General features: G+C 67.2%; 37 protein-coding genes. 23 read left to right on the top strand and 14 right to left on the bottom strand.

All coding sequences use genetic code 11. The features are described 5' to 3' along the window. The first annotated feature begins 63 nt into the window (after positions 1–63). The 5 genes from KBZ14_RS07930 to KBZ14_RS07950 are packed head-to-tail and all read left to right on the top strand — an operon-like array spanning position 64 to position 4,098. Positions 64–756 carry a hypothetical protein gene (locus KBZ14_RS07930; protein WP_255117783.1) on the top strand — a complete coding sequence of 231 codons (693 nt, stop codon included), beginning with the start codon at positions 64–66 and terminating at the stop codon, positions 754–756. Positions 757–814: 58 nt separating this feature from the next. Further along, on the top strand, positions 815–1,237 hold the full coding sequence (locus KBZ14_RS07935) for a hypothetical protein (RefSeq protein WP_255117784.1): 423 nt from the start codon (positions 815–817) through the stop codon (positions 1,235–1,237). 4 nt (positions 1,238–1,241) lie between these two features. Next, positions 1,242–1,763 carry a hypothetical protein gene (locus KBZ14_RS07940; protein ID WP_255117785.1) on the top strand — a complete coding sequence of 174 codons (522 nt, stop codon included), beginning with the start codon at positions 1,242–1,244 and terminating at the stop codon, positions 1,761–1,763. Continuing rightward, entirely contained in the window at positions 1,760–3,403 is a 1,644-nt protein-coding gene (locus tag KBZ14_RS07945) for a phage terminase large subunit family protein (protein ID WP_255117786.1), read from the top strand. Before KBZ14_RS07940 ends, KBZ14_RS07945 begins: the two co-directional genes overlap by 4 nt. Next, positions 3,400–4,098 (top strand): sigma-70 family RNA polymerase sigma factor, encoded by a 699-nt coding sequence (locus tag KBZ14_RS07950; RefSeq protein WP_255117787.1) that lies wholly within the window; start codon positions 3,400–3,402, stop codon positions 4,096–4,098. The genes KBZ14_RS07945 and KBZ14_RS07950 overlap by 4 nt, the downstream gene beginning before the upstream one ends. 10 nt (positions 4,099–4,108) lie before the next feature. On the opposite strand, the gene KBZ14_RS07955 is transcribed toward KBZ14_RS07950, so the two are convergent. Beyond that, positions 4,109–5,002, bottom strand: a complete 894-nt coding sequence (locus KBZ14_RS07955; protein WP_255117788.1) for a hypothetical protein — start codon at positions 5,000–5,002, stop codon at positions 4,109–4,111. A 235-nt stretch (positions 5,003–5,237) separates the two neighbouring features. Here KBZ14_RS07955 and KBZ14_RS07960 point away from each other — a divergent pair, with 235 nt between their 5' ends. The 6 genes from KBZ14_RS07960 (at position 5,238) to KBZ14_RS07985 (ending at position 9,570) form a co-directional block, all read left to right on the top strand. Then, positions 5,238–6,848, top strand: coding sequence for a DUF4055 domain-containing protein (locus KBZ14_RS07960; protein WP_255117789.1), 1,611 nt, complete (start codon positions 5,238–5,240; stop codon positions 6,846–6,848). Between the two features lie 16 nt (positions 6,849–6,864). After that, positions 6,865–7,362, top strand: coding sequence for a hypothetical protein (locus KBZ14_RS07965; RefSeq protein ID WP_255117790.1), 498 nt, complete (start codon positions 6,865–6,867; stop codon positions 7,360–7,362). A gap of 3 nt (positions 7,363–7,365) precedes the next feature. Then, positions 7,366–8,538, top strand: coding sequence for a LysM peptidoglycan-binding domain-containing protein (locus KBZ14_RS15835; RefSeq protein WP_255117791.1), 1,173 nt, complete (start codon positions 7,366–7,368; stop codon positions 8,536–8,538). Between the two features lie 103 nt (positions 8,539–8,641). Then, a complete protein-coding gene (locus tag KBZ14_RS07975) occupies positions 8,642–8,785 on the top strand; it encodes a chlorophyll a/b-binding protein (RefSeq protein ID WP_255117792.1) in 144 nt (47 codons plus the stop codon). Positions 8,786–9,031: 246 nt separating this feature from the next. Beyond that, positions 9,032–9,268: a chlorophyll a/b-binding protein gene (locus KBZ14_RS07980; RefSeq protein WP_255117793.1), complete on the top strand. Its 237-nt coding sequence runs from the start codon at positions 9,032–9,034 to the stop codon at positions 9,266–9,268. A gap of 119 nt (positions 9,269–9,387) precedes the next feature. Next, positions 9,388–9,570: a hypothetical protein gene (locus KBZ14_RS07985; protein WP_255117794.1), complete on the top strand. Its 183-nt coding sequence runs from the start codon at positions 9,388–9,390 to the stop codon at positions 9,568–9,570. Here the strand turns inward: KBZ14_RS07985 and KBZ14_RS07990 are convergent. Beyond that, entirely contained in the window at positions 9,554–9,790 is a 237-nt protein-coding gene (locus tag KBZ14_RS07990; RefSeq protein ID WP_255117795.1) for a hypothetical protein, read from the bottom strand. The two genes, KBZ14_RS07985 and KBZ14_RS07990, sit on opposite strands and share 17 nt — an antisense overlap. Before the next feature lie 23 nt (positions 9,791–9,813). Continuing rightward, positions 9,814–10,092 (bottom strand): cupin domain-containing protein, encoded by a 279-nt coding sequence (locus tag KBZ14_RS07995; protein WP_255117796.1) that lies wholly within the window; start codon positions 10,090–10,092, stop codon positions 9,814–9,816. 107 nt (positions 10,093–10,199) lie between these two features. Here KBZ14_RS07995 and KBZ14_RS08000 point away from each other — a divergent pair, with 107 nt between their 5' ends. Beyond that, a complete protein-coding gene (locus KBZ14_RS08000) occupies positions 10,200–11,081 on the top strand; it encodes a hypothetical protein (protein ID WP_255117797.1) in 882 nt (293 codons plus the stop codon). Positions 11,082–11,092: 11 nt separating this feature from the next. After that, a complete protein-coding gene (locus tag KBZ14_RS08005) occupies positions 11,093–11,368 on the top strand; it encodes a hypothetical protein (RefSeq protein ID WP_255117798.1) in 276 nt (91 codons plus the stop codon). Positions 11,369–11,420: 52 nt separating this feature from the next. Here KBZ14_RS08005 and KBZ14_RS08010 read toward each other — a convergent pair whose 3' ends face one another. From KBZ14_RS08010 to KBZ14_RS08050, 9 genes are all read right to left on the bottom strand, one after another. After that, positions 11,421–11,639 (bottom strand): hypothetical protein, encoded by a 219-nt coding sequence (locus tag KBZ14_RS08010; RefSeq protein ID WP_255117799.1) that lies wholly within the window; start codon positions 11,637–11,639, stop codon positions 11,421–11,423. A 470-nt stretch (positions 11,640–12,109) separates the two neighbouring features. Further along, positions 12,110–12,670: a sigma-70 family RNA polymerase sigma factor gene (locus KBZ14_RS08015; RefSeq protein WP_255117800.1), complete on the bottom strand. Its 561-nt coding sequence runs from the start codon at positions 12,668–12,670 to the stop codon at positions 12,110–12,112. Between the two features lie 209 nt (positions 12,671–12,879). After that, on the bottom strand, positions 12,880–13,209 hold the full coding sequence (locus KBZ14_RS08020; RefSeq protein WP_255117801.1) for a hypothetical protein: 330 nt from the start codon (positions 13,207–13,209) through the stop codon (positions 12,880–12,882). Positions 13,210–13,212: 3 nt separating this feature from the next. Then, complete coding sequence (locus KBZ14_RS08025; RefSeq protein ID WP_255117802.1) at positions 13,213–13,944, bottom strand: L,D-transpeptidase; 732 nt, start codon at positions 13,942–13,944, stop codon at positions 13,213–13,215. Positions 13,945–14,055: 111 nt separating this feature from the next. Continuing rightward, complete coding sequence (locus tag KBZ14_RS08030) at positions 14,056–14,253, bottom strand: hypothetical protein (protein ID WP_255117803.1); 198 nt, start codon at positions 14,251–14,253, stop codon at positions 14,056–14,058. Positions 14,254–15,080: 827 nt separating this feature from the next. Continuing rightward, positions 15,081–15,332 carry a DUF1651 domain-containing protein gene (locus tag KBZ14_RS08035; RefSeq protein WP_255117804.1) on the bottom strand — a complete coding sequence of 84 codons (252 nt, stop codon included), beginning with the start codon at positions 15,330–15,332 and terminating at the stop codon, positions 15,081–15,083. 7 nt (positions 15,333–15,339) lie between these two features. Beyond that, positions 15,340–15,621: a galactose oxidase gene (locus tag KBZ14_RS08040; RefSeq protein WP_255117805.1), complete on the bottom strand. Its 282-nt coding sequence runs from the start codon at positions 15,619–15,621 to the stop codon at positions 15,340–15,342. Between the two features lie 80 nt (positions 15,622–15,701). Next, positions 15,702–16,160, bottom strand: a complete 459-nt coding sequence (locus tag KBZ14_RS08045) for a hypothetical protein (protein ID WP_255117806.1) — start codon at positions 16,158–16,160, stop codon at positions 15,702–15,704. After that, entirely contained in the window at positions 16,157–16,465 is a 309-nt protein-coding gene (locus KBZ14_RS08050; protein WP_255117807.1) for a hypothetical protein, read from the bottom strand. The genes KBZ14_RS08045 and KBZ14_RS08050 overlap by 4 nt, the downstream gene beginning before the upstream one ends. Before the next feature lie 97 nt (positions 16,466–16,562). Between KBZ14_RS08050 and KBZ14_RS08055 the strand changes: the two genes are divergently transcribed. Genes KBZ14_RS08055 through KBZ14_RS08090 form a run of 8 tightly spaced genes read left to right on the top strand, consistent with a single transcriptional unit; the run spans position 16,563 to position 20,979 of the window. Further along, positions 16,563–16,718: a hypothetical protein gene (locus KBZ14_RS08055; protein WP_255117808.1), complete on the top strand. Its 156-nt coding sequence runs from the start codon at positions 16,563–16,565 to the stop codon at positions 16,716–16,718. Positions 16,719–16,778: 60 nt separating this feature from the next. Next, positions 16,779–17,687 (top strand): major capsid protein, encoded by a 909-nt coding sequence (locus KBZ14_RS08060; protein ID WP_255117809.1) that lies wholly within the window; start codon positions 16,779–16,781, stop codon positions 17,685–17,687. A gap of 58 nt (positions 17,688–17,745) precedes the next feature. Further along, entirely contained in the window at positions 17,746–18,180 is a 435-nt protein-coding gene (locus KBZ14_RS08065) for a hypothetical protein (protein WP_255117810.1), read from the top strand. 9 nt (positions 18,181–18,189) lie between these two features. Next, complete coding sequence (locus KBZ14_RS08070; protein ID WP_255117811.1) at positions 18,190–18,804, top strand: hypothetical protein; 615 nt, start codon at positions 18,190–18,192, stop codon at positions 18,802–18,804. Next, positions 18,791–18,985, top strand: coding sequence for a hypothetical protein (locus KBZ14_RS08075; protein WP_255117812.1), 195 nt, complete (start codon positions 18,791–18,793; stop codon positions 18,983–18,985). The genes KBZ14_RS08070 and KBZ14_RS08075 overlap by 14 nt, the downstream gene beginning before the upstream one ends. A gap of 57 nt (positions 18,986–19,042) precedes the next feature. Beyond that, on the top strand, positions 19,043–19,723 hold the full coding sequence (locus KBZ14_RS08080; RefSeq protein ID WP_255117813.1) for a hypothetical protein: 681 nt from the start codon (positions 19,043–19,045) through the stop codon (positions 19,721–19,723). Between the two features lie 11 nt (positions 19,724–19,734). Beyond that, positions 19,735–20,784 carry a hypothetical protein gene (locus KBZ14_RS08085; RefSeq protein WP_255117814.1) on the top strand — a complete coding sequence of 350 codons (1,050 nt, stop codon included), beginning with the start codon at positions 19,735–19,737 and terminating at the stop codon, positions 20,782–20,784. 3 nt (positions 20,785–20,787) lie between these two features. Then, positions 20,788–20,979, top strand: coding sequence for a hypothetical protein (locus tag KBZ14_RS08090; RefSeq protein ID WP_255117815.1), 192 nt, complete (start codon positions 20,788–20,790; stop codon positions 20,977–20,979). A gap of 54 nt (positions 20,980–21,033) precedes the next feature. Here KBZ14_RS08090 and KBZ14_RS08095 read toward each other — a convergent pair whose 3' ends face one another. Next, complete coding sequence (locus tag KBZ14_RS08095; RefSeq protein WP_255117816.1) at positions 21,034–21,363, bottom strand: hypothetical protein; 330 nt, start codon at positions 21,361–21,363, stop codon at positions 21,034–21,036. Between the two features lie 325 nt (positions 21,364–21,688). Between KBZ14_RS08095 and KBZ14_RS08100 the strand changes: the two genes are divergently transcribed. Next, complete coding sequence (locus KBZ14_RS08100) at positions 21,689–21,889, top strand: Nif11-like leader peptide family natural product precursor (protein WP_255117817.1); 201 nt, start codon at positions 21,689–21,691, stop codon at positions 21,887–21,889. A gap of 19 nt (positions 21,890–21,908) precedes the next feature. Here the strand turns inward: KBZ14_RS08100 and KBZ14_RS08105 are convergent, their stop codons facing one another. Next, entirely contained in the window at positions 21,909–22,145 is a 237-nt protein-coding gene (locus tag KBZ14_RS08105; protein ID WP_255117818.1) for a hypothetical protein, read from the bottom strand. A 168-nt stretch (positions 22,146–22,313) separates the two neighbouring features. On the opposite strand from KBZ14_RS08105, the gene KBZ14_RS08110 reads away from it, so the two are divergent. After that, positions 22,314–22,835 (top strand): hypothetical protein, encoded by a 522-nt coding sequence (locus tag KBZ14_RS08110; protein WP_255117819.1) that lies wholly within the window; start codon positions 22,314–22,316, stop codon positions 22,833–22,835. Positions 22,836–22,872: the final 37 nt, after the last annotated feature.

Raw genomic sequence — 22,872 nt, forward strand, 5'->3', positions numbered from 1 at the left:
ACTGCCGGCCGGCCATCTCGGCTGTTACGTCCACCGTCACACCACGTCACAACTGAAACGGCCATGCTCACCACCACATCCACCTGGCTCGATCCCATCCCCGGCCTCTGGCGGGATGAGGAGGCCCATCGCTACTGGCTGGGGGATCACCTGTTCCCGGTGTCGATCACTGGAGTGCTGGCCCATGGCCTCAGCGAGACCGCCAAACGGGCGATCGAGGCCAAACGGCCGATCTGGGAGCCGCGTGGCACCACCGTGCACGCGGCCCTGGAGCACTACAGCCAGGCCCGCTTCCTGGTGGGCCACAGCACCGGCGATGCCCTGCTGGCAGTGGAGGAGCTCCCCGGGCATCACCAGTACCGGGACTGGATCCTGCCGCTGCTGCAGCTGCCGCTCTGGGAGGAGGTGCAGGTGATCGCCAGCGAACGGCTCACCTGCTGCCTCACCCGCAACGTGGCCGGCGCCTTTGACGGCGCCTACATCTCGCCGGCCCTGAGCGAGCGCCATGGCCATCAGGTGCGGGTGCTCTATGACCTCAAGACCATCTCGGCCCACGGGCGGCCCTACTCCACCGCCGCCCAGCTCGGCGGCTACATGGTGCTGGAGGCAGCCCAGGGGAACCGCTACGACCTGGGCCAGACGATCTGGAGCAAGCCCGGCGAAGCGTTCACCAGCACCTTCTACAGCCGTGAGCAGTGCCTGGCCGCCTGGGCCGCGGCCTGGAGCCGCTACTGCCTCGCCCACAGACCCTTCTGAGAGCCCCGGCGCAAGCGAGGCAAGCGAGAGGAATGGCTAGCAATCCTGAGCCGCTAGATTGACCTGGCTCGGATTCATCCGGCTTCATCGCTTCTGTTTCCTGATGGCGGACCTTCTTCTCGTTGCTGCGCCCCAGGAGCCGGCCATTGATGCTGCGGCCGATGTCGACGCCCTGCTCGATGCCATCACCGCGATCAAGGCCCAGCAGAAGCAGCTGGAGCAGCAGCTCGAACCGCTGCTCGACGTCCTCAGCGAGGCGATGGCCACCGGTGAGCTGGACCCGTCTTTCTCCCACAACGACTGGGCGTTCAGCCACAGCCTCGGCCGCTTGAGCTACGACTTCCCGCCGGCGGTGCAGCAGATCGAGCAGCAGCTCAAAGCCGCCCGCGATGCGGCGATCCAGCAAGGCAGCGCGACGGAGAAGCGCGGCAAGCCCTTCTGGACCATCCGAGCGCCCAAGGCACAGGAGCTGCCGTTCTGAGCTCATGTCCCAGCGTTCCCAGGCACAGGCCCCGTCTGATCCGGTGGAGGAGCTGCGCTCCGCACCGGCGCAGCAGGATGACGACGGCCATGGCGTCTGGACGCCAGTGGCGGTGGATCCCACCCGCCCGATCAGCCAGACCAACCCACCCCGCCGGGCACCCCATCACGCCCAGACCCCCAGAGCCACCGCCGGAGAGGTGGAGCGCCGCATCGCCGAGGCCCAGCTCTGGATCGCCCAGCGGCTTCCCCTGCTGCAGATCAGGGCAAATGCAGGCGAGAGCTGGGGGGTGAGCAATATCAAGACGGTCAATCGCTACCTCGACCTGGCGCGGATGCGCATGGTTGAGGAACTGATCACCGACCGCCGCCGCCATCAGGCCGAGCAGATTTTTGCCCTCAATGAGTGCGCCCGTCGGGCGATGGATGCCGATCAGTTTTCAGCAGCTGTCGGTGCCTTCCGGGTGATCGCCGAAATCGGCGGGCTGCTGCGGGCCCCGATCAAGCCCCCGGAGCCACAGGCATGACGGTGATGGCCACGGCAGAGACCATGCCAGCGCACGTGCTCGATCCCGCAGCCAGCGATGGGGGCGGACTGCTGTTGCCTGAGCTCGACCCCTGGGGCGACGCCGGCCTGCTGCACCTCCCCAGGACCACCACAGCTGCGCCATCCGAACCCCAGACCCTGCGCAGCTTCATCGCCGAGGCCTACCCCCGCTATGGCTTCCACCGCTGGGCTGAGCTGCTGATCGAGCTGCTGCAGCAGGTGGCCGATGGCGAGCTGAGCCGGCTGATCGTGACCTGTCCGCCGCGGCTGGGCAAAAGCCTGCTGGTCTCGAAGCTGTTCCCGGCCTACTTCCTGCAGCGCTACCCGCATCTGTTCGCGGCGATTGCGTCGTACTCGGCGGAGCTGGCCTATGCCCACAGCCGCGAGGCGCGCCACTTCTATCGAGTGACCGGCCACCTGCTGGCCCGCGACTCAGCGGCGGTGGGCAACTGGCTGACCCGCCAGCGGGGTGGCTGCATTGCCGCCGGTGTGGATGGGCCGTTCACGGGCAAGGGCTACAGCCTGGGGATCATCGACGACCCCTACAAGGGGCCGGGCGATGCGGCGAGCCCGGCACTGCGGGAGAAGTTGATCGACTGGCTGCGCTCGGTGTGGCTGACGCGGGCCGAACCCGCCTCGGTGCTCGGGTCTGACGGCCAGGAGCACCCAAACCTCTCGGCCCAGGTGGTGGTGCTCACCCGCTGGGATCACCAGGACGTGATCGCCTGGCTGCTGGAGCAGGAGCAGGGCGAGGCGCCGCAGGACTGGACCGTGCTCGACCTGCCCGCCATCGCCGAGGAGCCGGCCGAGCGCCCCCGGGTGCCGCCCACCTGCACCTTGATCCCCGACTGGCGCGAGCCAGGGGAAGCACTGTGCCCGGAGCGGTTCCCCCTGCCGGAACTGCTCAAGATCCGGGCCCGTCTCGGTGCCTACTGGTGGGCGGCGCTCTATCAGCAGCGGCCCAGCCCAGCCTCGGGCTCAATCTTCCTGCGCCAGTGGATTAGGCCGCCCTTCCCCCGCGAACATGGCAGCCAGCGGCAGTACGCCCTGCTGGCACTGGCCTGTGACCTGAGCTTCAAGGGGGAGGCGGAGAGCGATTACTGCGGCTTCTGCCTGGCCGGGCTGCTGGCACCGCCGGCCCGCTCTGCCATCCCCCGATCGGGTGATTCTCAGGGCCCATCGGGGCCAAAGGAGCTGGAGATCGAGGTGCTCTGGGCCGCCCGGCACCGCTTTGGCCTGCCGGAGGTGATCCGCTTCCTGCTCGACTGCCTGCAGGCGCTGGAGCAGCAGGGCCTGCGCCCCAACGCCCTGCTGATCGAGGACGCCGCCAACGGCCCGGCCGTGCTGCAAACCCTCCGGCGGCGCGTACCGGGGATGCTGCCGATCACTGCGCGGGGATCCAAAGAAACCCGAGCCCATGCCGTCGCCCCCCTGGTGGAGGCCGGCCAGATCCGTTTCCACCACCGCGCCCAGCCCCTGGTGGAGGAAGCGATCCGCTTTCCCAAGGGCAGCAAGGACCTGGTGGATGCCTTCTGCCACGGTGCCCTCTGGCTGGAGGGCCGCTACTGGAAGGCCCAGGGCATCCAGCCGGTGGTGACGCCACTGCTGGTGAGCCGGTGAGCAAGCCGCTGGTGTCCGCGGTGCGGGAACGTTCAGCGCCATCGCTGCTCGAGAGCCCTGCACCAGAAGCGCTGGCGCCGGTGGTTGTGCAGCTCAGCCTGCCGCTCACGGTGGTGCTGGTGGGTGATGCCGCCGAGGCGGAGCGGATGCTGCGACAACGGCGCTACCGGCGGCCGGCATGCCATGTCCGAGCGCAGCAGCTGGAGATCAACCTGCACGCTCCAGTGCGTCACCACCCCAGAGCCCAGGTCCAGCATCCGCGCTGCAGATCCCGGCGGCAGCGGCCAGTGCGGCCCCACGCCGCTGCCGACGCACTGGCGCTGGAGCATATGGATCTGGCGGAGAAGATCGCAGGCAACTTCGCTCGGCGCACTGTCCACCAGAAGGAGGACTTGTTGCAGCTGGCGATGATCGGCCTCATCAAAGCGGCACGTCGCTACGACCCTTCACGGGGGCCGTTTCGTCCCTACGGGCGCACCTATGCCAACGGGGAGATCACGCACTTTTTGCGGGACAATGGCTTCCTGCTCAAGGTGCCGCCCACGTGGCGAGAGTTACATGCGCGGGGGCAGCGATTGCTTACTTCGGGAGTTGGCGTGGGCGAGATGCTGGAGCGAATAGGGATCAACCGCGAGCAGTGGATTCAGATCGTCGATGCATGCACAGTACGAGTGGTTGCCTATCAGGCTGAGTGAATGATTGGGCCTAAACTGCAGGCTTACAAGAAGTAATACCATCGACTTGATTCCCTTGCTCGACGTCAAGACTCTCTTGCTCGACACCAGATTGCGAGTCTGACGGCCACTCGGTTTCACTCACGTCAAAACTGTCAGGATCAAAAGCAAGAAACCTATTTCTCTCATAAGCCAGTAATTGACGGCCACCAAACGCTATTTGGCCAGCCGCCCTTGACGGCCAGTAGACATTGTATGGAAGCGTATTCAAGTGCTTATAGATCTTGTATATCTGAGGCGATCCGCCAATGGACGGCCTCTTGTCGTCTCGAATGAACTCAACCAATACTTCAAATGGTTCCATTACAAGACCAGCACTTTTGATTCTCTTCCTTTCTCTAAGGATTTCGTATACGCGCTCATTGGCCAACCCGGAATCATCTCCAATAAACATAAAATACTTATTGCCGCCTCCCTTCTTTACTTGCGACGAAGCTTCTTTGAATCGAAATTCGTTTACCTGTTTTTGGAAGGAGATAGACCATATCTTAAAAGACTCACAGCGCCATGAGTACCCAGCAAGAATGAAGCGTGCCCCCGCGGGGTCAGGAACTTTCTGGCCCCGTGGAAGTGAGGAGATGCTCCGCCACATTGCATTGAAGATGCGAAGAACGTGCCCTTTTAAGTCAGTTAAGTCATACGCTCTGGACGCAAGTTTGGGGTGCATTATTACGGCGGATTGAAGCTGTAGCATTAGAGGATATGCGTCGGCCGTAGCGCCTGCAAAGGCAATAACTGAATCACCCCGCCCAAGATCGAGAACCTTGGTTCCGATATCCCATGCGCGACCGCCATTTAGCCTTGAATCACTAGCAACATAAAGCTCCGACGTAGCCCTGTGATGCCTTACCCAGGCTGCGACCAAGGTCATAGCAAAAGTTTATCCAGCATTGGTCAAGGTTAATTGGGCGAAGCCTCGCCACAAGGCAGCAAATCGGGAGAAAGAAGACCTTCTGCCCTGCATTTTCAGAGTGCCCTGACGAGGCCCGACATGTGTAGGGCCCGAAATCGTTATTAGATACCACGCTTTCACCAGGTCTTATGCAGGCTTTCGTACTGCATATGGTTGTCTCGTCACAATTCCTGGCCCCTGGCAACTGTTGGAACGCCACCAGCAGCCAGTGCCCACCAACCGCCGCCGCAGGACAACCACCCCCAGTGGACCCTTCTCCCCACCAGAGACGGAGCCTCAAGCTCCTGCCCAGTCCCCCTGGCTGGAACACCCCACCCTCTCTGGCCTGAGGGACCGCATGCAGCTGGTCTACGACTGCTGGACCCTGCTGGAGCTGCCTGACGGAACCAGCCGCCGGCCGGTGTATCTTCCCCGCGGCATCGAGGAACCCGAGACCTGCTACACCAAGCGGCTGGAAGCGGCTCGCCCCACGGGCTTCTACCGCGATGCCCTGCGCACCTACGCGGGGATGCTGTCGCGCTTGAGCTGGCAGGAGCTACCCGACTCCCTGACCCGGGTAGCCACCGATGTGGATAGCCAGGGCACCGACCTGGGGGTGTTCCTGTTCCTGGCCGATCTGCTCACCCTGCGGGATGGCGGCTGCCTGATCCTGCAGCTACCGCCCCAGCACCGTTGGCCCTCAGAAGGCGACCGGCTGGAAGCCCTCGCCAAGGGGGACCGGCTCTCGCTGCCGCGGTTGCAGCTGGTCCCCCGAGGCGACCTGCTCAACTGGCGCCTGCCCACCGGTGCAAACAGCGCCGCGCCGGTATCGGGACCGGTGGAGATCGTCTGGCGCGAACCGCGCCGCCAGGCCTTGCCGCCCCGGTTCGCCAGCGGCAACGCCGCGGTGCTCACCGTGGTGCTCGACGCCCACGGCGGCCTGGTGCCTGATCCACAGGCCTGGCTCTACCGCAGCCTCTCGGTGACGGATGACGGCCTGGTGCTGCGCAGCTGGCAGGCCAACCCCAACCCTGCTGCGGTTGATGGTTACGACGTGGTGCCGGTTGGTGAGCCGGAGCGTATGGCGCAGCGCTTTGACCTGCCGGCCCTCTGGTACTCGGTGGATGGCACCGCCTTTGGCGAGGGCGATCTACCCCATCTGGGCCTGGCCCATCAGTACCTCAACCACTACCGCTGCCGCAGCGAATACGAAGACCTGCTCTCTCGCACCGCCCTGCCGGTGGGTGTGCGCACCGGCCTGGTGGATGCCTACGGCTTCCGCCGCAGTGATTGCGCCCTCGGTTCAGGTGCTGCCACCGGGGGGGCAGAAGGCCAGCGTCCGCAGCGGCTGGTGCTCTCGACCTCCTCCTTCATAGACTTGCCCGAGGGCGCCAAGTTCCAGTGGGTCGAGATCGAGGCCCGTTCGCTGGCGGAGCACCGTGCCTACCTGCAGCAGCTGGAGGAAGCGATGCGCCGCGACGCCCTGATCCCTGCTGGTGGTCACGGTCCAGCCCGCACCGAGCTGGAGATTTCCCTGACTGCCGGCCAGAGCTTTGCGGTGCTGCAGTCGCTGGCAGGCCAGAAGAGCTCGATGCTCAACACCCTGCTGCGCCAGTGGACCCGCCTCACTGGCGAAAAGCTGGCGGATCTACCGGCCTGCAGCGTGGAGATCTGCCCGCTGGTGCCCCCGCAGCCACCACGCAAACCCCAGCCCTCGGTGCAGGAGTGGCTGGTGCTGCATGAGCGGGGGGTAATCGACGTGGCCGAGCTGCGCAAGCAGCTGGGGCTGGGCGAGGCCAACGGGACCAGTGGCGGCTGAGCTGGCAAGGGATGGCATGCCCCAGCCCGCCCCACCCACCTGCACCTGGCGCCCCGATGATGCCGAGGCCCTACGCATCGCTCTTTCCATCCCGGTCACCGCTGCAGCCCTGGCGGCCCTGAACCGGGAGATGGCCCAGCTGCAGACCCACTACCCAACAGGGGTGTGCACGGCCCAGGGCCATCTCGATGCCATCGCGGCGCTGAATGAGCAGCTGGCCGCACTGACGCCGGCAGAGGTGAACAGCCCGGTGCGCAGCCGGCGCAAAGGCGTGGCCGGTGGCGTGGTGCCGAACCCGCTGCCTTTGAGCAAGTTAGCGGTCGTGGAGTACGCCACCGAGCTGCTGGTCGAGGAAACCGAAAGCGAGTGGAATCCTGCGGGGCCGTCACCGGCGGTGGTGCTGAACAAGCAGAGGAGCCAGCACATCGGCCAGCTGGCGCTGCTGCTGCCGCGGCTGCAGAACTGGCGCCAGTGCAACCCGGACCCCTTCCGCGGATCACTGGTTCGGAGTTGAGCGGTGGAGCAGCCCCTCTCACCGCTCAACCAGGGCCTCAATCCCCTGCGCGCTGCGCCGCTTTGGGGTCAGCTGGTGTCTTTTCCTGCTGCAGCCCCTGCGATCGACAGCCGGGTGGCTCAGCCCGCGGTGGCCGCGCCTCTCTGGCTGGCGCTGCAGCCCTACGCCAATGCCCGCCTCTGCCTGTTCGAGGTGGACCGGCCCGAGAGCCGCAACCCCATTCTGATCCGCCGCCATGTGATCGACTGCTTCCTGGAGCAGAGCGGCATTGTCAGCGGCTACAACGACACCGCCCTCACCGACCCCGGCGATGTGCTGCTGCGCGGCTACCTGTGCCGGGCAGCGATCCTGCCGGTGAGCCCCAGCAACACCTTCGACTGGCTGGCCGCCGAGCTCGATTGGGCCACCCCCGGCTTCCGCGATGAAGCGCCGCTGCCCTGGGACCCAACGCTGCTGGGCACAGTGCAGGCGCCCTGCCAGGGGGCGATGTGGCTGGGGGATCTGGCCCTGCTGTCGCCTCAGGGCGGTCTGCCATCAGGTGGGCGGGCCCAGTTCGCCGGTTGCCAGGTGCAGCATTTCGGGGCGGACTATGGCCCAGGCGGCATCGGGCTGCTGCTGCAGCCGCTGCTGGGGGAAGCGATCCAGCTGGTGCTCAGACCCCACAGCGTGCTGGTGCTCAGAGCTGGTGACACCTTGAACCTGATCGCCGAGCGCTACGGCACCACCGTGGCCACCTTGAGGCGGATCAACCCCCAGCTGGAGAGCACCCAGACCATCACCTCCATTGATGGGGATTCGCTGGCGGTGCTGGCTGGCCGCCATGGCACTACCGAAACCAAGCTGCGCAGCCTCAACCCGCTGCTGCAGCAGAGCGAGGCTTATGTCACCGGTGAGGGCGAGACCTTGAGCAGCGTGGCGGCTGGGCAGAACCTCAGCCTCTCCCTACTGCGCCAGTTCAACCCGGAGCTGAGCAGTTGGCCCAGCGAGGAACCGCTGCCGGCTGGCACCACCCTGCTGCTGCCCGCGTACCGGTCCACCACCCCGATTCCTGCAGGGTTGGAGCTGCTGGTTCCGGGTTATCTGCCATCGACGCCGCTGCCGGCAGGGGAGTGGATCTATCTGCCGTCCCGGCGCTCGGCGCCGTCGTTGGAAGAGGTGGTGGAGACCCTGGACTGACGGCTGGTGCAGGGCCCCCGCCACTCAGGCACCCATGCGGGAACCCGCCATGGCCCAGTCGCTTCACATGCCGTTACAGTTCTCGTAACGGACTGAAACATTCATGGCTGATCCCACTCCCCGCTTCGGGTTTGTTGAATTCGCCGAGACCTGGAACGGCCGTCTGGCCATGCTCGGCTTCGTGATCGGCCTCGCCACCGAGCTGCTCACCGGCCAGGGCATCCTTCAGCAGATCGGGCTCGGTTGATCCCATGAGCACCGACTACACCCCTGCCATCACAGCCGTCGTCGCCCTCGTGGTGCTGCTCACCGGCATGACCGTCTTCGTGCTGAGCCGCCCCAGCGACCTCGCCCCCACCACCAACCGATGACCGGCCTTCTCGCCCTGATGCTGATCGGCGCCTGGATCACCGGCGCCCTGCTGCAGCCCCGACCGGCCGCCTGAACCGTTCGCCCACGACCACGGCCCCATTCCCACCGCTCCGGAGCTTCCATGACCAACACCCCCGCCAACGGCCAGTGGGTCCAGCACCGGGCTGAGCAGCTCATCCACATGGAGCAGCTCAAGCGCGTTGAACTGTTCAACGGCCGTGCCGCCATGCTCGGGATCGTGATCGGCATCGTTGTGGAAGGCCTCACTGGCGCCGGCATTGCTCACCAGATCGGTCTCGGCGCCCTGGTGGATGGCTATGCCGCCTGCCGCACCCAGTTCCTGCCTTTCTGCTTCTGAGCCCCCGCTCAGCTAAAGCACCCATCACCCCCGGCAACCCCGGGGGTTTTTGATGGCCACCGCTGCATCTCCGCTCCCATTAGGGCAACCTCCAGGCCATCGGCTTCCTGTTCAGCTGGGTGCTGTGCTGGGGGATCGGCGGCTCGCTCATCGATGCCGGCCTGATCAACGCCGGGGTCTATTCGCTGGAGGGCGGCCAGCTCGGCACCGCCGCCACCTTCAGCCTCTGGAGCCTGCTGTGGGGCGGCGGCGGGGTCTGGCTCTACCGGCGCTGGACCCGGCCCGTCACTCCGGAGCGTTGATGCGCTGCGGCCGCCGGGCTGTGTCGATCAGCAGGTTATGGAGCAGCTCCTTGCTGCAGATCAGCAGGTGGGCCATCCAGGTGCCCGTCAGCTTCGGCTCGGCGACGAGATCGCCCCGGCACCGTCCCATGGCCTGCTCGATGTCCACCAGCTCCCGGCCGATGTTGCGCACCATCGCCTCGGTGGTCTCACGGGGCGTGGGGCGAGGCGGTGTCTGCATCAGCTCCACTCTGGCGGCAACGCTCAACCAAAGCGGTAGTGCTTGCGTACCGGGGCGTGCACGTCCCAGGTGCAGCTCAGCCCGGCGTCCAACACCACCAGATCCCCGGCCCCAAAGCGCACCGGCTCCCCACCATTCGGGGTGACAGTGACATCACCCTCCAGCAGCAGGCAGGTTTCCTGCTCGTCGTAGGTCCAGGGGAAGGTGCTCACCTCACAGCCCCAGGTGGGCCAGCCCGTCACGCCCAGGCTCTCCAGCTGCGCTCGATCCGGGTTGGAGGTGACCTTGATGCCGGAGGCCATGGCTGTCTGCGTGAAACCCAGGCGCCATTGTCTGCTCCCAGCCTGGCAACAGGGAGAGCGAGCGCAGCCCGGACGGGGCGCCCGCAGCACCACAGCCGTGATGGGTGATGCCCTCTTCCTCTCTCCACCGATTCGGCGCCGACACCGGCGCCTTCCAGCCCCAGCTCCAGCAGCAGCCCAACCAAGGCCCCGCCGCTGCACCGCCCCAGGAGCCCGAAATGGCTCCCCTGGAGGACGACGAGCTCGACGAGGCTCCACTGGCCACCGATGACCCCGAGCCCCCCGGCAGCAGCGACAGCGACGATCCCCCGGCTGGCACGGCTCCGATCCCCGGGGCGGATCCGCTGCGGGCCGAGCGACGCCGCAGCAACCAGCTCGAGAAAGAGCTGCGCAAAGCCCGCGCCCAGCTGGCCCGCTTCTCGGAGATCAACCCCGATGAGTACGCCCGTCTGCAGGAGGGCGAACGCAAGCGGGAGGAGCAGGAACGCCAGTGGAACCTGCGCGAGCAGGAGCTGAACAACGCCAACCGCCGCCGCGTCCAGGCGGTGGAGAAGGAGCGCGATGACGCCCGCGAGCAGTCGCTCAGCCTGCGCAAGGAGCGGTTGCTTGAACGCCTGTTCGTGGATGCAGAAGGCCGGGTGGGCGGCGATGAGCGCAGCACATTCTTTGACACCTTCTGCAAGCTCTGCGGCAGTCAGTTCCGCCTCAGCCAACAGGAGGGCAAGGAACGGCTGGAGCCGATCGATGCCGCCGGACAGCCCTATGCCCTCGATGGTGTGGCGCTCTCTGCGACTGACTACGTGGAGGAGTTGCGCCGCCACCCGGTGTACAGCTTCCTGTTCCAGCAGCGCAGCGGGCTCTATCAGTCGACCGCCGAGGGCGGCTACGACAGCGCCGGGGTGCCGGTGAACCTGCAATCGATGAGCACCCGGGAGCTGTACATGGAGGCGATGCGCTCCACCACCCCACGGGTACCGGCGCGCAACTGAGGCCGAGTGCGATGGCCTGGTACCTGGTGTTCTGGCGGAATCGATCCACTGCAACGGTGGTGCCTGCCGCCAGCGCCAGCCAGGCCAGACATCGGGCCCTGGCCAAACAGAAGCGCGGCTACGGCTCCGTCACGGCTGCCCGCCGCGCCAATGCCGCCGACTCCCAACTGATCCGCAGGGGCGTGTGGGTGCGTCGGCGCCGGGACGGCAGCAGCCCTCAGTTCGGGTCCGCACAATCCAAAAAGCAGGCCAGGCGGCAGCGGAGCCGCTATCGGCACTGGCTCTGAAAGCGGCAGGACGGCCCGGCCCCAGGCAGGGCCGGGCCTGAGCCCGCGGGGCTCAGCAGACCGAAACGGTGCAGCCGGGGGTGCCCTGCAGCTTGCGGGCAAAGGCGAACGCCTTCTCGGCTGGGATCAGCCGCATCTTCTTGACGGGCTTGCCGCGCCGGCCGAGGTGCTCGACCGCTACGGGAAGACTGCCGCTCTTGATGGTGCCTGGCTCATAGCGGTGAATCATGAGCAGACGGAGTTCGCAGATGGGGCCTTGGGGTGCTGCCATGGCTGGCTTGGTGCGGAGAACACCGGCCCAGCTCCCCGCGCGCGCAGGGCTGGCCCGAGCACGTGGGGAATGCTGAGGACCGTGTTCCGCGCCGGGCCTGCCAGCAGTGCTCCACCAGGCAACGGTGCACGATCCGCTTGGTGCTCACCGCGCCAGGCCAACCCGAGAAGTGCTCTCCCCAGGCCGTCAGCATCTGCGGCTCATCCGTCGAGGGAATGCGGTCTGCCGCGTTGCGGCTCTCTAGCCGGCAGCACTGCTACACCCCTGAGACCCCATGGCTGCCATGCCTGGCGCCGGGCCTGGCTAACCCGGCTGGTGCCGCGGAACCCCGAGCGGGAGTGAGCGGGTGGAGTCGCGGCTGGATGCACAAGACCAGCTCCTGGCTCCAGGTGGACCCTGGGCCCGAGAGCCTCTTCCACCAGATCGCAATCTGCTGAATGAGGGGGCCGGGAGGCCGGCCCCACTGGCGCTCAGGCCATCTGCGCTCGCAGGGTGGCCAGCGCCCTTTCCTGCAGACGTGACACCGAGCTGTGGCTGATGCCCAGAGCCGCGGCCGCCTGCCGGAAGGACTGGCCACCCAGGATGCAGAGGCGGATGGCGGCGGATTGCTGGGCGGGCAGCCGATCGAGGAGGGATTCGACCAGCTGCGGATCCAGCTCGGGCTGGTGCTCCACCTCAGCGGCGGTGATGCACTCCAGCAGGGGAACGCCGGTGGCAGTGGGGGCATCCAGGCTGGCGATGTGCCAGGGAGCACCAGCTTCATGGGCCCGGCGGGAGACACGGATCGTGCGGCCGTGATCGCGGAAGTGATGGAGGATCGCGCCCCGGATGGTGGCCCTGAGATAGGCGGGGGCAGTGACCGGATCGGTGATCTTGTGGCAGGAGAGCCACAGCTGCATGCGGGCCACCTGCCGGGCATCCTCGAACTCGATCACCTGGGAGCCGGAGCGGAAGAAGCTGCGGGCGATGGCATCGGCAAGGGGAAGGAACTGCTGAAAGAGGGCATCGGCCTGGGAACGGGTGCGGGCCATGGCCTGCTGGCGTAGAACGCGCGACCCACGGCCCCGACGCAGGAGGAGGCCAAGCTGAGCAAGGACAAGCAGGCGGCCAGGCCGTATCCGATCCACCTGCCTCGACAGACCCACCTGCCTTGAAAAACGTGGCCCCGCTGATCCACGCCAGCCTTCTCGCCTGACGCGGACCGATCGAGCGGATGCCAGGCGGGTCCCGCTGCTGCTGGCTACTTCGTGGCCTCACCGACCGCTCTGCCCCCCAGCAGGGCGAGCAGGGTGTTGAGCGCCACCGCGAAGGCCGCCTCGAGGCTGCTGTCGACCCGGTGGCAGAGGCTCGTCTCCGGCAGCGGCCGCCGCTGTGCCAGAGCGATGCAGGCGGCAGACGCGAGGGTGAACAGCAGCACCTCGGCGATCAGGATCACGGCCACCAGCCGCAGCAGGAAGCGCTCGCGCTGGAAGCCATCTCTGCTACTGGTGGAGCCCCCGCCATCGGCTTGCGCCTGCGGGTGATCACCAGACCGCTCGGCTTGGCGCCCCGGTTCCGGTGGCCCAGCCACGGCTCAATGCTCCTGGAACACCCCGACGTAGACGGTGCCCTTCCGGTAAAGGGGCAGCACCTTGTCGCGCAGGTCGATGTTGTGGAGCCGCACGCAACCGAGTGTCGGCAGCAGCTGCTGATTCGCCGCCCAGGCGCCGGGCCAGCCGCAAGCTGATCCACCGCCGTGGAGCATGATCCCGGCCCGACCGACCGTCACCTCCTGGTTTTCCAGCTCGACCATGTCGAAGCTGAACCAGCCATAGGACATGGCGGTATCGCTGCAGGGCGGATTCGGGTTCTGCTCGTAGTCGGGATAGAGCTGGCCGAGCTTGTAGAGCCCTGGCGGGGTGTCGGTGCTGGTGCGGGTCCAGTCCGTGTCGGCACCCTGCCCCCGCGCCAGGCAAGGCACCTTCCACAGGAACGTGCCGGTGTGATCAAACGCCTCCATGTCCTCGTCGCGGTCGTTGACCAGCAGGTACGAGTCGCCGGGTTTGACCGGTGCGGCCTTCTGCGGCCCGGCCATGCCGGCCTCCTCTGAACCTCGCGGATCCAACCCGCCCGAGCTGGCGGGGGGTGACGGCGGCTCCGAGCTGAAGGTCACCGCCCAGGTGGCCTGCTCATCGAGGATCTCGGCGGCGCTGTTGGTGCTGCTGATCGCCTCATGCAGCTCCTGTACGCCCTGGTGCTGCTGGGGCTGGCCCTTGTAGAAGCGGAAGCGGTCCTCGAACCGCTCGGCGCTCATCGGGGTGGTCATGGCTGGGGTTCTGCTGAGCCCTGTTGCCAGCGGCGGCGACCGGCAGCCGGGCTGCGGGCAAAAAGAGAGCCCCGGCCGCAGCCGGGGCGAAGGGCCCAAAGGATTTGCCCCTCAGAAGGGCAGCTCGCTCTCGGGGAACGAGCTCACCAGCGGCGGATTGAGCCGCTGCCGATCGAACAGGAGATCGGCGCAGAGGCGCTCCAGCCGCTCCAGGGGCGTGGGGAGATGGGCGGAGGCCTCCTCGCAGAGCAGCTCCAGGGTGCGGGAGCTGAGGAGCTGGAAGGCGCGGATCCGGGCTGCGGTAGCCATGGCAGGCGTAGCGGAGACCCCGAAGCAGGCCGGGCGGGGTCAAGGGGCAGCCCCCTCCGACATGCGGAGCGCAGCGGAGCCAACGCCACAGTCCGGCTGACTCGCGCAGCCCTTGAGGCCGCCCGGACCATGAGGAGGGCTGCGCGTAGCCGATCCACTGAGCGCCGGTGGGGCAGGGGCTGGATCAGCCCTCTCTGGCCTGCAGCATCTGCGGCGAGAAGCCCCGCATGACGATGCGTTGCCGCTGGTAACGAGGGATGTTGATTCCGCCGCCGCTCTTGCTGTCTCAAGCCGCCGGATCCATCGTGGCTGCAACGGGATTCGGAGGCTCCATCGATGGAAGACACCCCCCCTGAGCACCAGTCAGGAGTGCGCTGACGATCCGGCCCCTGCTCCAACACTCTCGACGGATCTCTGACGTTCCTGGCGTGTCAAGCCAGTCGCCGTCCATTGCACCGCCACAGGTGCCCCGGACCCAACGGAACGTCCCGATTGACACCTGGCCCCAGGTGCCAGCGCCGGCAGCTCCGACCACAACTGAAGACACCCTGATCTGCAAACGATCAACCGACCGCGCAGCTGCGCCCGACCCCCTTGGGAAGGCACCACGGCTGAGCAGGCAAACGCCCGGGGCCAACGCTCCGGGCTTTGTTGTGGGGGTGTGCTCTCCCAAAGGGAAGGGCCCCCTGTGCTGAGGGCCCTACCGCTGCGCGGAAGACTTCGTCTAGCGACCGGTTGCGGGAGCAGTTGGTGAACTCCTGGTCGGGTGTTTACCCATGTAGTCACCCTTCCTTCCCGTGGTCTCAGTACGTCAAGCCGCTGCCGGCTCACCACTGCGGCTCACAGGGTCGCCACCCCTCCTGCCGCTTCTGGCGCCAGAGCGTGATCGCCTGCTCACGGGTGAGCTCCTTGCGGTGTTTGAGCAGCGGCACCGGCTGATCCGGCAGCAGCTCTCCGGTAATCAGCACCAGCCGCTGCGCCCAGCGATCCCAGTGGACTGGCTTGAACTGCAGCACCTGCCGGCCATCGCTCAGCCAGCCTTCCTTGGGGGAGAGGGGCGGACGCTTGCTGGTCGCCATGCCCGGCTCAGGCCACCTCGGGTGCCCAGCCCTGCTGGCGCACCATGTCGTCGGTCCAGCCCTGGCAGCGGCTGGTGAGGTGCTCGCCCTGGGCGATCAGCCCCTGGTGCAGCTGACAGGTGAGCAGGGGGATGCAGTTCACCCCGGCGTGGTGGCGAAACCAATGGCAGGTCATGCAGACCTTGCGGCTGCGCGCCGGCACGAGCACCTCACCGTCCAGATAGGGCCATTCCTCGATCGGGGCATCGAGCCGCTGCCCCAGCGATGAGGACCCCCGACTCCCAGCCATTCCCATGCGGCCCCTCGATGCGTACGCCTGTACTAGCACGGAAGGTCTGGGACGGCGGCGGCTCTGGTCGGCCGCGGGCTTCAAGCGCGGAGCGCCTCGATGCAGGCCGGCAGCTCCTCGTAGCTGATGCCTGGCCCAAAGGCCCGGATCAGCGGTTGCAGGCCGATCGATTTGCGTCCTTCATGCAGCTTTCTCATGGGGACCACCCAAAACCGCCACTGGCTGAGGTCCTGAGGATCCACCAGTTCGGGGTTCTGCTCCGCCAGCAGGCAGAAGACGTAGGCGGTGGCAACCCGCTGCTCGATCGGGAAGCTGATCACACTGGGCCCTGCCTGCGGCCACGACTGCACATAGGCCGCCGACTTCACCTCCAGGGTGATTTCCCCATCGGTGACATCCACATCCGCCCACTCGATGCGGTGCTCCCCGGGATCGAGGACCAACGCCCGGTGGACCAGCCACTCGGCATAGGCGCCTCGGGTGCGGTTCTCCAGCAGATGGCCGGAGTTCCAACGGAGGAAGGCGTCGAGGTCATTCATGGCCGGTTGGTTTCTGGTCGCAACGGCACAAAGATCAGGTTGCTGTTGGCCTTGTTGGTGAACACGGCATTGCCCTGCACGTAGATCTCCCGCTCCCACAGCCCGCCCAGGCTGTCCCGCAGGGTGGAGAGGGGGAAGCCTTCCTGGATCAGGCGGTAGGTCATCGCCTTGCCGTCCTTCCAGACGATCCGCACGCTGCCGTCGCTGCTGTGGCTGTCGCGGCAGGGGATCGGTCGGTCGTTGTAGGCGCAGTCCTTCCAGGGTTCGGCGCGGCTGGGGGCGGCGCCGATCAGCAGGGTCGCCATCGCGGCGATCCCCCAGGCCGACCAGGCACCGTGGCACCTCCCAAGCGCGGAAGGGTGGCACCGCAGCCGTTCACGCATCAGCGCCACCATCCCTCGCTTGCACTTTCCCCAGGATGGATGCGGTTGGGCTGGGACGGGAACTGTTCTCGATGCGGTGCTCGCCGTGGGGAACGGCCCGATGTTGCGTGAGCTGGTGCTGGCCATCGGCATCCCCTTGGCTCAGCTGCTCCTGGTGGTGCGGCGCAGAACCTGATCGCCTCCAGGACCTGGCAACAGGAGGTGATGTGTCTGGGGCCAGGCCCCGGGAGTGACCATGGGCCTCACCCTGCTGGAGGCAGCCAAGTACGAGAAGCGGGTTGAGCGCCTGGCCGTGCTCAAGACCTTCTCGGAAGGGGAGCTGCTGCGCCGTCTGCCGTTCCGCAACCTGATCGGCGGCTCCCTCTCCTTCCCCGCCGAGGTGAAACTGCCGCGGGTGGGTTTTCGGGCGGTCAATGAGGGCTACCGCCAGAGCTACGGCGTCATCCACAACGACAGCGAGTTCGTGCACCTCTTCGGGGGTGATCTCGATGTGGACCGCTCGATCGTGGATCTGCAGGGCCCCGAGGCCCGTGCCGCCCAAACCGAGATGAAGGTGCGCTCGATGCGGCTGACTCTTGAGGCGGCGATCATCAATGGCGACGACACCTTCGATCCGCGGGCCTTTAACGGGCTGAGCAAGCGCCTGGTGCCGGGTGAGGCCCAGACGATCGACAACGGCGGCGGCACCCTCAACCTGCTGGCGGTGGAAGCGCTGATCGACAGCGTGGTGAGCTACGGCGGCGACAAGGTGCTGATCGGCAGCAAGGCCGCCCGCCGCCAGCTCAGCACCGCCTCCCGCCAGGCCGGCGGTGACCTCTACGAGGTGATCGACGGGCGGCATTTCTTCGAGGGGGTGGAGTTCCTGCTGGTGGAGGACGACGCCGAGGGCCATCCGGTGCTCGGCTACGACGAACCCGGTGACAGCACCTCCCTCTACTGCTGCGTGCTGGGCGATGCGGCGGTCTGCGGCCTGCAGGGGCCCTTCGAGGGGCGGTATGGCATCGCGGTGCGGGACTTTGGGGAGGTGCATGACGCCCCGGTGTTCCGCACCCGCATCGACTGGTACGTGGGCTTTGCGGTGTGTGACCGCAAGGCCGCGGCCCGGCTGTACAACGTCGCCCCCATGCCGCTGGCCACCCCCTGAGCCGCACCCGAGCGCAGCACCAAGCACTGATCGACCACCCCACTGCAGGAGAGACCCCATGACCACCCAGGCCACCCGGCTGCTGGATGCCCAGACCGTGCTCGTCGGCTGGATCAACCACTCCGCCACCGACTGCTACGAGCACATCCGCACCAGCGGCGAGATCATCAACCTCGGCACCGACCTCGAGACCAGTACCTCCTTCGTGCTGGTGGCCTCCCACCCGGGCCACAGCGAGGCGGTGACCGTGACGTTGGAGCTGGCGCCGCTGCTCCCTGACGGCAACGCCGGCACCTGGATCACGGCTGCCGCCGTGGCGATCCCGGCCGCCGGCGGCAAGGTGGAGGCGACGATCGCCGGCCAGGGGCTGCTGCCCAACCCGGCCGATGCCGGCACCGCCGAGCCACCCTGCATCCGCCTGGCCCGCGCCCTGGTATCCCCCAGCTCCCCGGAGGGAATGCTGGTGGCGCTCACCGCTACTCAGGGGCTGTGAGGTGCCGCGATGAGCCAAGCCCCTCTCACCGGTGGTGCTCCCCTGCCCATGGCGGAGCCGCTGCCCCTGGACCTGCTGCCGCCGCTGGAGCCCAGCCAGCAGCTCGCCACGCCCAACCCGCCGGGCGGGGAGCAGCGCTCGGTGCTGCTGCTGGATGACACATCAGGCAAGGAGCTCGATCCCCTGCCCTCCCGGCTGCTGATCGGCAAGGACGGCGCAACCCGCTCGATCTGGCCGGTGCATCTGGCCGGCTGGCAGTCCCTGGGCTGGCAGCTGCTCACCCCCGCCCCACCGTCCACGCCGGAGCCGATAGATCCAGACCCGGTGCCGACGGAACCGGACCCTCCTGCCGCAGAGCCCGTACCCGTGGAGCTGAAGGAACTACTGGTGGAGCTTCCCCCTGCTCCTGATCCGGCGGCCGGTGAGGCGCTGCTGGCCGAGCAGGCCCCGGACTTCCAGGCCATGACCAAGGCCGAGATCGTGGCGTTCTGCTCCGCCACCTATGGCGTCAGCCTCGATGGCGGCATGACCAAGGCGGAGCTGGTGGAGCAGGCCACCGACCTCCATGCCAACGCCGGGGCCGAGGGCACTTCGTTGCTGGAGTTGCCCGATGACCTCCTCTGATCGGCTCGAAGGGGTGGTCTTTCTGGGGGAGGCGCAGTGGCAGGGCACTGCGCCGCCGCCCCCTGCTCCCGAGGACGCCATCAGCGCCGTGGAGGCCCAGCCACCACTGGTGAGCAGCGAGCGGGAGGGCGTGGTGAGCCTCCACCTCGATCTGCAACTGCTCGACCCCCTGCCGCCCTGACCACCACCGCGGCCCCAGTCGGGGCCGACCCATTCCCCACTTCTCTCCAGCTCTTCCATGGCCAGCACCGTCACGACCACCGCGGCCACCCCAGCCGCCACGACCCAGCCCACCGACCTGCTGCTGGTGCAGCGGGGAACCACCGCCCACAAGGCCACGGCCGAGCAGGTGAAGGCCTACATGCTCACCCCCGCCACCCCAGCGGCGGTCGGTGGCATCAAGCCCGGCACCAACCTCAGCGTTGACGCCGACGGCACCCTCCATGCCGACCTCCCCGGCGCGCTGCTCTACAAGGGCGCGATCGACCCCACCACGACAGACGCCCCGGCCGATGCGGCGGTGGGCGATGTCTACCTGGCCAGTGCGTCTGGGGTGGCCCTGGCCAGCTGGAGTGGCATCGGCGGGGACGCGATCAGCCAAGGGGATCTGCTGCTCTTTGATGGCAGCAACTGGAGTGCCAATGCGGCCCTGGGCCCTGATGGCGTTGGGGTGGTGCGGGTCCATGGGGCGGCACCGGTGACGGTGGACGAGAGCGATCCGGCCCAGCCCCTGATCGGCGTGAGCGCCGCCACGACGGAAGCGGCCGGGGTGGTGCGGCTGGCTGGTGCCGCGGATATCAGCGGAGGCACGGCCGGAGCCGTGGTGGATGCCGACCAGCTGGCGGAGGCACTGACCGCAACCCAGCCGGCCGGCAACTACATGCCCCTGGACATCAGCAGCCTGCCGGCCCTGCCCTGAGCAGCCCCCTGATGACGCTCCATCCCGATGACCGGCTGGCGATCACCCGACCCAGCGGCCCGCAGACCGGCACCTACCAGCTGCCGGCATCAGCGCTGGCGGAGCAGCTGAGCCCGGCGCCGGTGCTGGGGATCAGCGGAATCCTCTGGGCGAGTAGCCGTTCCGCGGCGGACAACAATTGGCAGGCGGTGTGCTGGTCGCCGGAGCTGCGCCTTTTTTCCTGCGTGGCGAACAGCGGCACGGGCAACCGGGTGATGACCTCCGCCGATGGATTCCGCTGGAGTTTTCGAGCGGCTGCTGCCGAAACCAGCTGGGTGGCGCTCTGCTGGGCCGCTCAGCTGGGGTTGTTCGTGGCCCTGGCCGACAGCGGCAGCGGCAACCGGGTGATGAGCTCTCCGGATGGCCTCAGCTGGACGGCGCGGCCGACCCCGGCGGACAACAGCTGGACCTCGATCTGCTGGTCTCCCGAGCGCGGTCTGCTTGTGGCGGTGGCCAGCAGCGGCACGGGCAACCGCGTGATGACGAGCCCCGATGGCCTGACCTGGACCGCGCGCCCTGCCGCCGCCGATCAGGACTGGCGAGCGGTGTGCTGGGCACCGCCGCTGGGTCTGTTCGTGGCCGTGGCCAGCACCGGGAACGGGCAGCGGGTGATGACCTCCCCCGATGGCAGCCTCTGGACCTTGCGCAGCTCCGCGGCCGACAACACGTGGATGGCGCTCTGCTGGGCAGCGGAGCTGGGGCTGCTGGTGGCGGTGAGCAGCAGCGGCAAGGGCAGCCGGGTGATGACTTCTGCCGATGGCATCAGCTGGACCAGCCGGGCCTCGGCCGCCGACAACGCCTGGACCTCCCTCTGCTGGGCGCCAGAGCGGGGACTGCTGGTGGCGGTAGCCAGCAGCGGAACCGGCAACCGGGTGATGACCAGCCCCGATGGCCTCAATTGGAGTGTGCGCAGCTCTGCGGCTGATGTGGGCTGGCGCTCGATCTGCTGGTCGCCGCAGCGAGGGCAGTTCGTGGCGGTGAGCAACAGCGGCGCTGGCAACCGGGTGATGGTGAGCCCCTGAGCCATGACCACCAGCCCCACACCCCTGCCTGCGATCGGCGTGCGCTGCTGGCGGGACGTCATCAGCCCCAGCACCGGCGCCACGGTGCTCAGCCTCGATGCCAGCGGCCCCGAGGATCCGATGGTGGAACTCGGCTACGACGAGGGCGGCGGCGGCTGGTGGCCGCTCAGCACCCTGGTGTTCGCTGCCGACTGAGCCCTGAGGGCAGCCAGGGGGCCGGAGCCCCCCAGCTGGGATCAGGAGCAGGGCTCAGGCCTGCACCAAATCCAGCTGAGCCATGCGTTCGGCCTCGATGCGGGCGATCTCGGCCTCCTGCTGGGCCTGCAGGCGCTGATCCAGCTCCTCGACACGCGCCAGGCACTGCTGGATCGCCGGGATCACCTCCTCCTCCAGCAGGGTGATCTCCTCCTCGCCATAGGGCTGCTCGATCCAGGTGCGCCGCAGCGGCAGCCCTCGGCTCCGGCGCAGGATCTCTTCCATCGAGCGCAGCGTGGATTCGAGCAGCAGGAACGGATCTTCCTCGGGCCGGCAGAACGGGGAGCGGGAAACAGACGAGGCGCTGGCAGTGAGCATGGCCATGACGATCGGCGCCGAGAGCGGCGCAGCGACGGGACCGATCCCAGTGGAGGCCCGACGCCAGGAGGGCCTCAGACTGGAGAGGCCCGGAGCAAGCCCACTGGATGGGGCGCCATGGGCCTGAGCTCAACAGGCCGACTGCGGTCGCAGGGCAACTGGGCCTGCGGTTGGAGGCCTTCACCGTCAGCTGGGACTGGCACAGCGCTGCCGGGACCCTTGGCTGGTGCGGCAGCGGTCAGTTCTTCTAGGACGGGCCTGGCTGTGGCCTGCGGACCCTGGCGACGGCTGTGTGGGTCAGCGATGCTCGATGTGCCGGTGGGTTGCGCCAATGAGCTGGCCTGAGCTGGAACGACTGGTGGCCGACGCCGAGGCGGATCCAGCCCTGCGGCGTGCCCTGCGCCAGTGCCGCACCCGCGGGGAGCTGATCCTGACGGCCAGGCGGCTGGGCTACCGAATCTCCCGGCTGGATCTGCAGCGGGCCCAGGCGGAAGACCTGCTGGAGGAGCGGGCGATGGCTTCTGCCGGCTGAGGAACGCTGCGATGACAACTCAGGGCGACGAGGACTTCTCCTGGGGCTGTGCGCCACCAACGTCGAGGCCAAGGAGCCACCGCAAGAGTTCCGGGTCGCTGGTTTCCAGCTCCCAGAGACCATCGAGCCAGGGCCTGAGCGCACCCCGACGGACCAGCCCATCGAAAGCTGCCTGGGCCTGCTCGGGTGTGACCGCCGTGCCGATTCGTTCGGTGATCCACTCGAGCATGTGAGGTGGACGCAGGAAGACAGCCACGAGGTTGAGCGGGTTGCGGACCCAATGCTGATGCCTCCAGCACATGCATGCCTTAGCCGCAGAGTCACGGCCTGGCGTCAGTTCGCGGGAGTACAGGAGGTGAGTGCCCGTCAGGCCCTGGCGCTCCGTGGGCCACTCGTGGATCCTGTTGGCAGCAGTTGAAGGGCAATGGCGACGGGACGCAATGATTGGCTCCGGTTGCCGGTGGTGACTGCCGGCTCGGAGTACCTGGTGATGGGGCACCTGATGCGCCGAAACATCCTCACCTACAAAGCACCACCAGGAAATGAGGGCTATGACCTGATCAGCATTCACCCCGATCCACGGCATCAGCCAGGACCCGAGGAGAAGGCGCAGATCCGGGTGCAGGTCAAGAGTCGCTATGCAACGGACTGCGATCGGGGTTTCCCCGTGAAGGAGAGAAGCCTAGACGCCTTCGACTACTTGATCGTTGCCTTCCTAAACATCGGAAACTTCTACGGCAAGAACGATGGCAGCACTGGTGCCGAGCAGCCCGAGTTCTACACGCTGTCCCAAGAGTTCATCAGAGAGCATCACGACTCAAGCTCAACCTGGGAAAAGGTCAAACTTAAACGGTTACAAGAAGAGATTGAGCCTTTCAAGAATGAGAAGGGATTTGAGCTGATCGCAATCGACCTTGGCATCCCTCTGCCAAAGAAGAACCGCTGATCAGGACCTGGAAGACAGCAATGAAGTTCAGGCTCAT

The organism is Synechococcus sp. HJ21-Hayes (assembly GCF_024345835.1).
Classification (GTDB): domain Bacteria; phylum Cyanobacteriota; class Cyanobacteriia; order PCC-6307; family Cyanobiaceae; genus Vulcanococcus.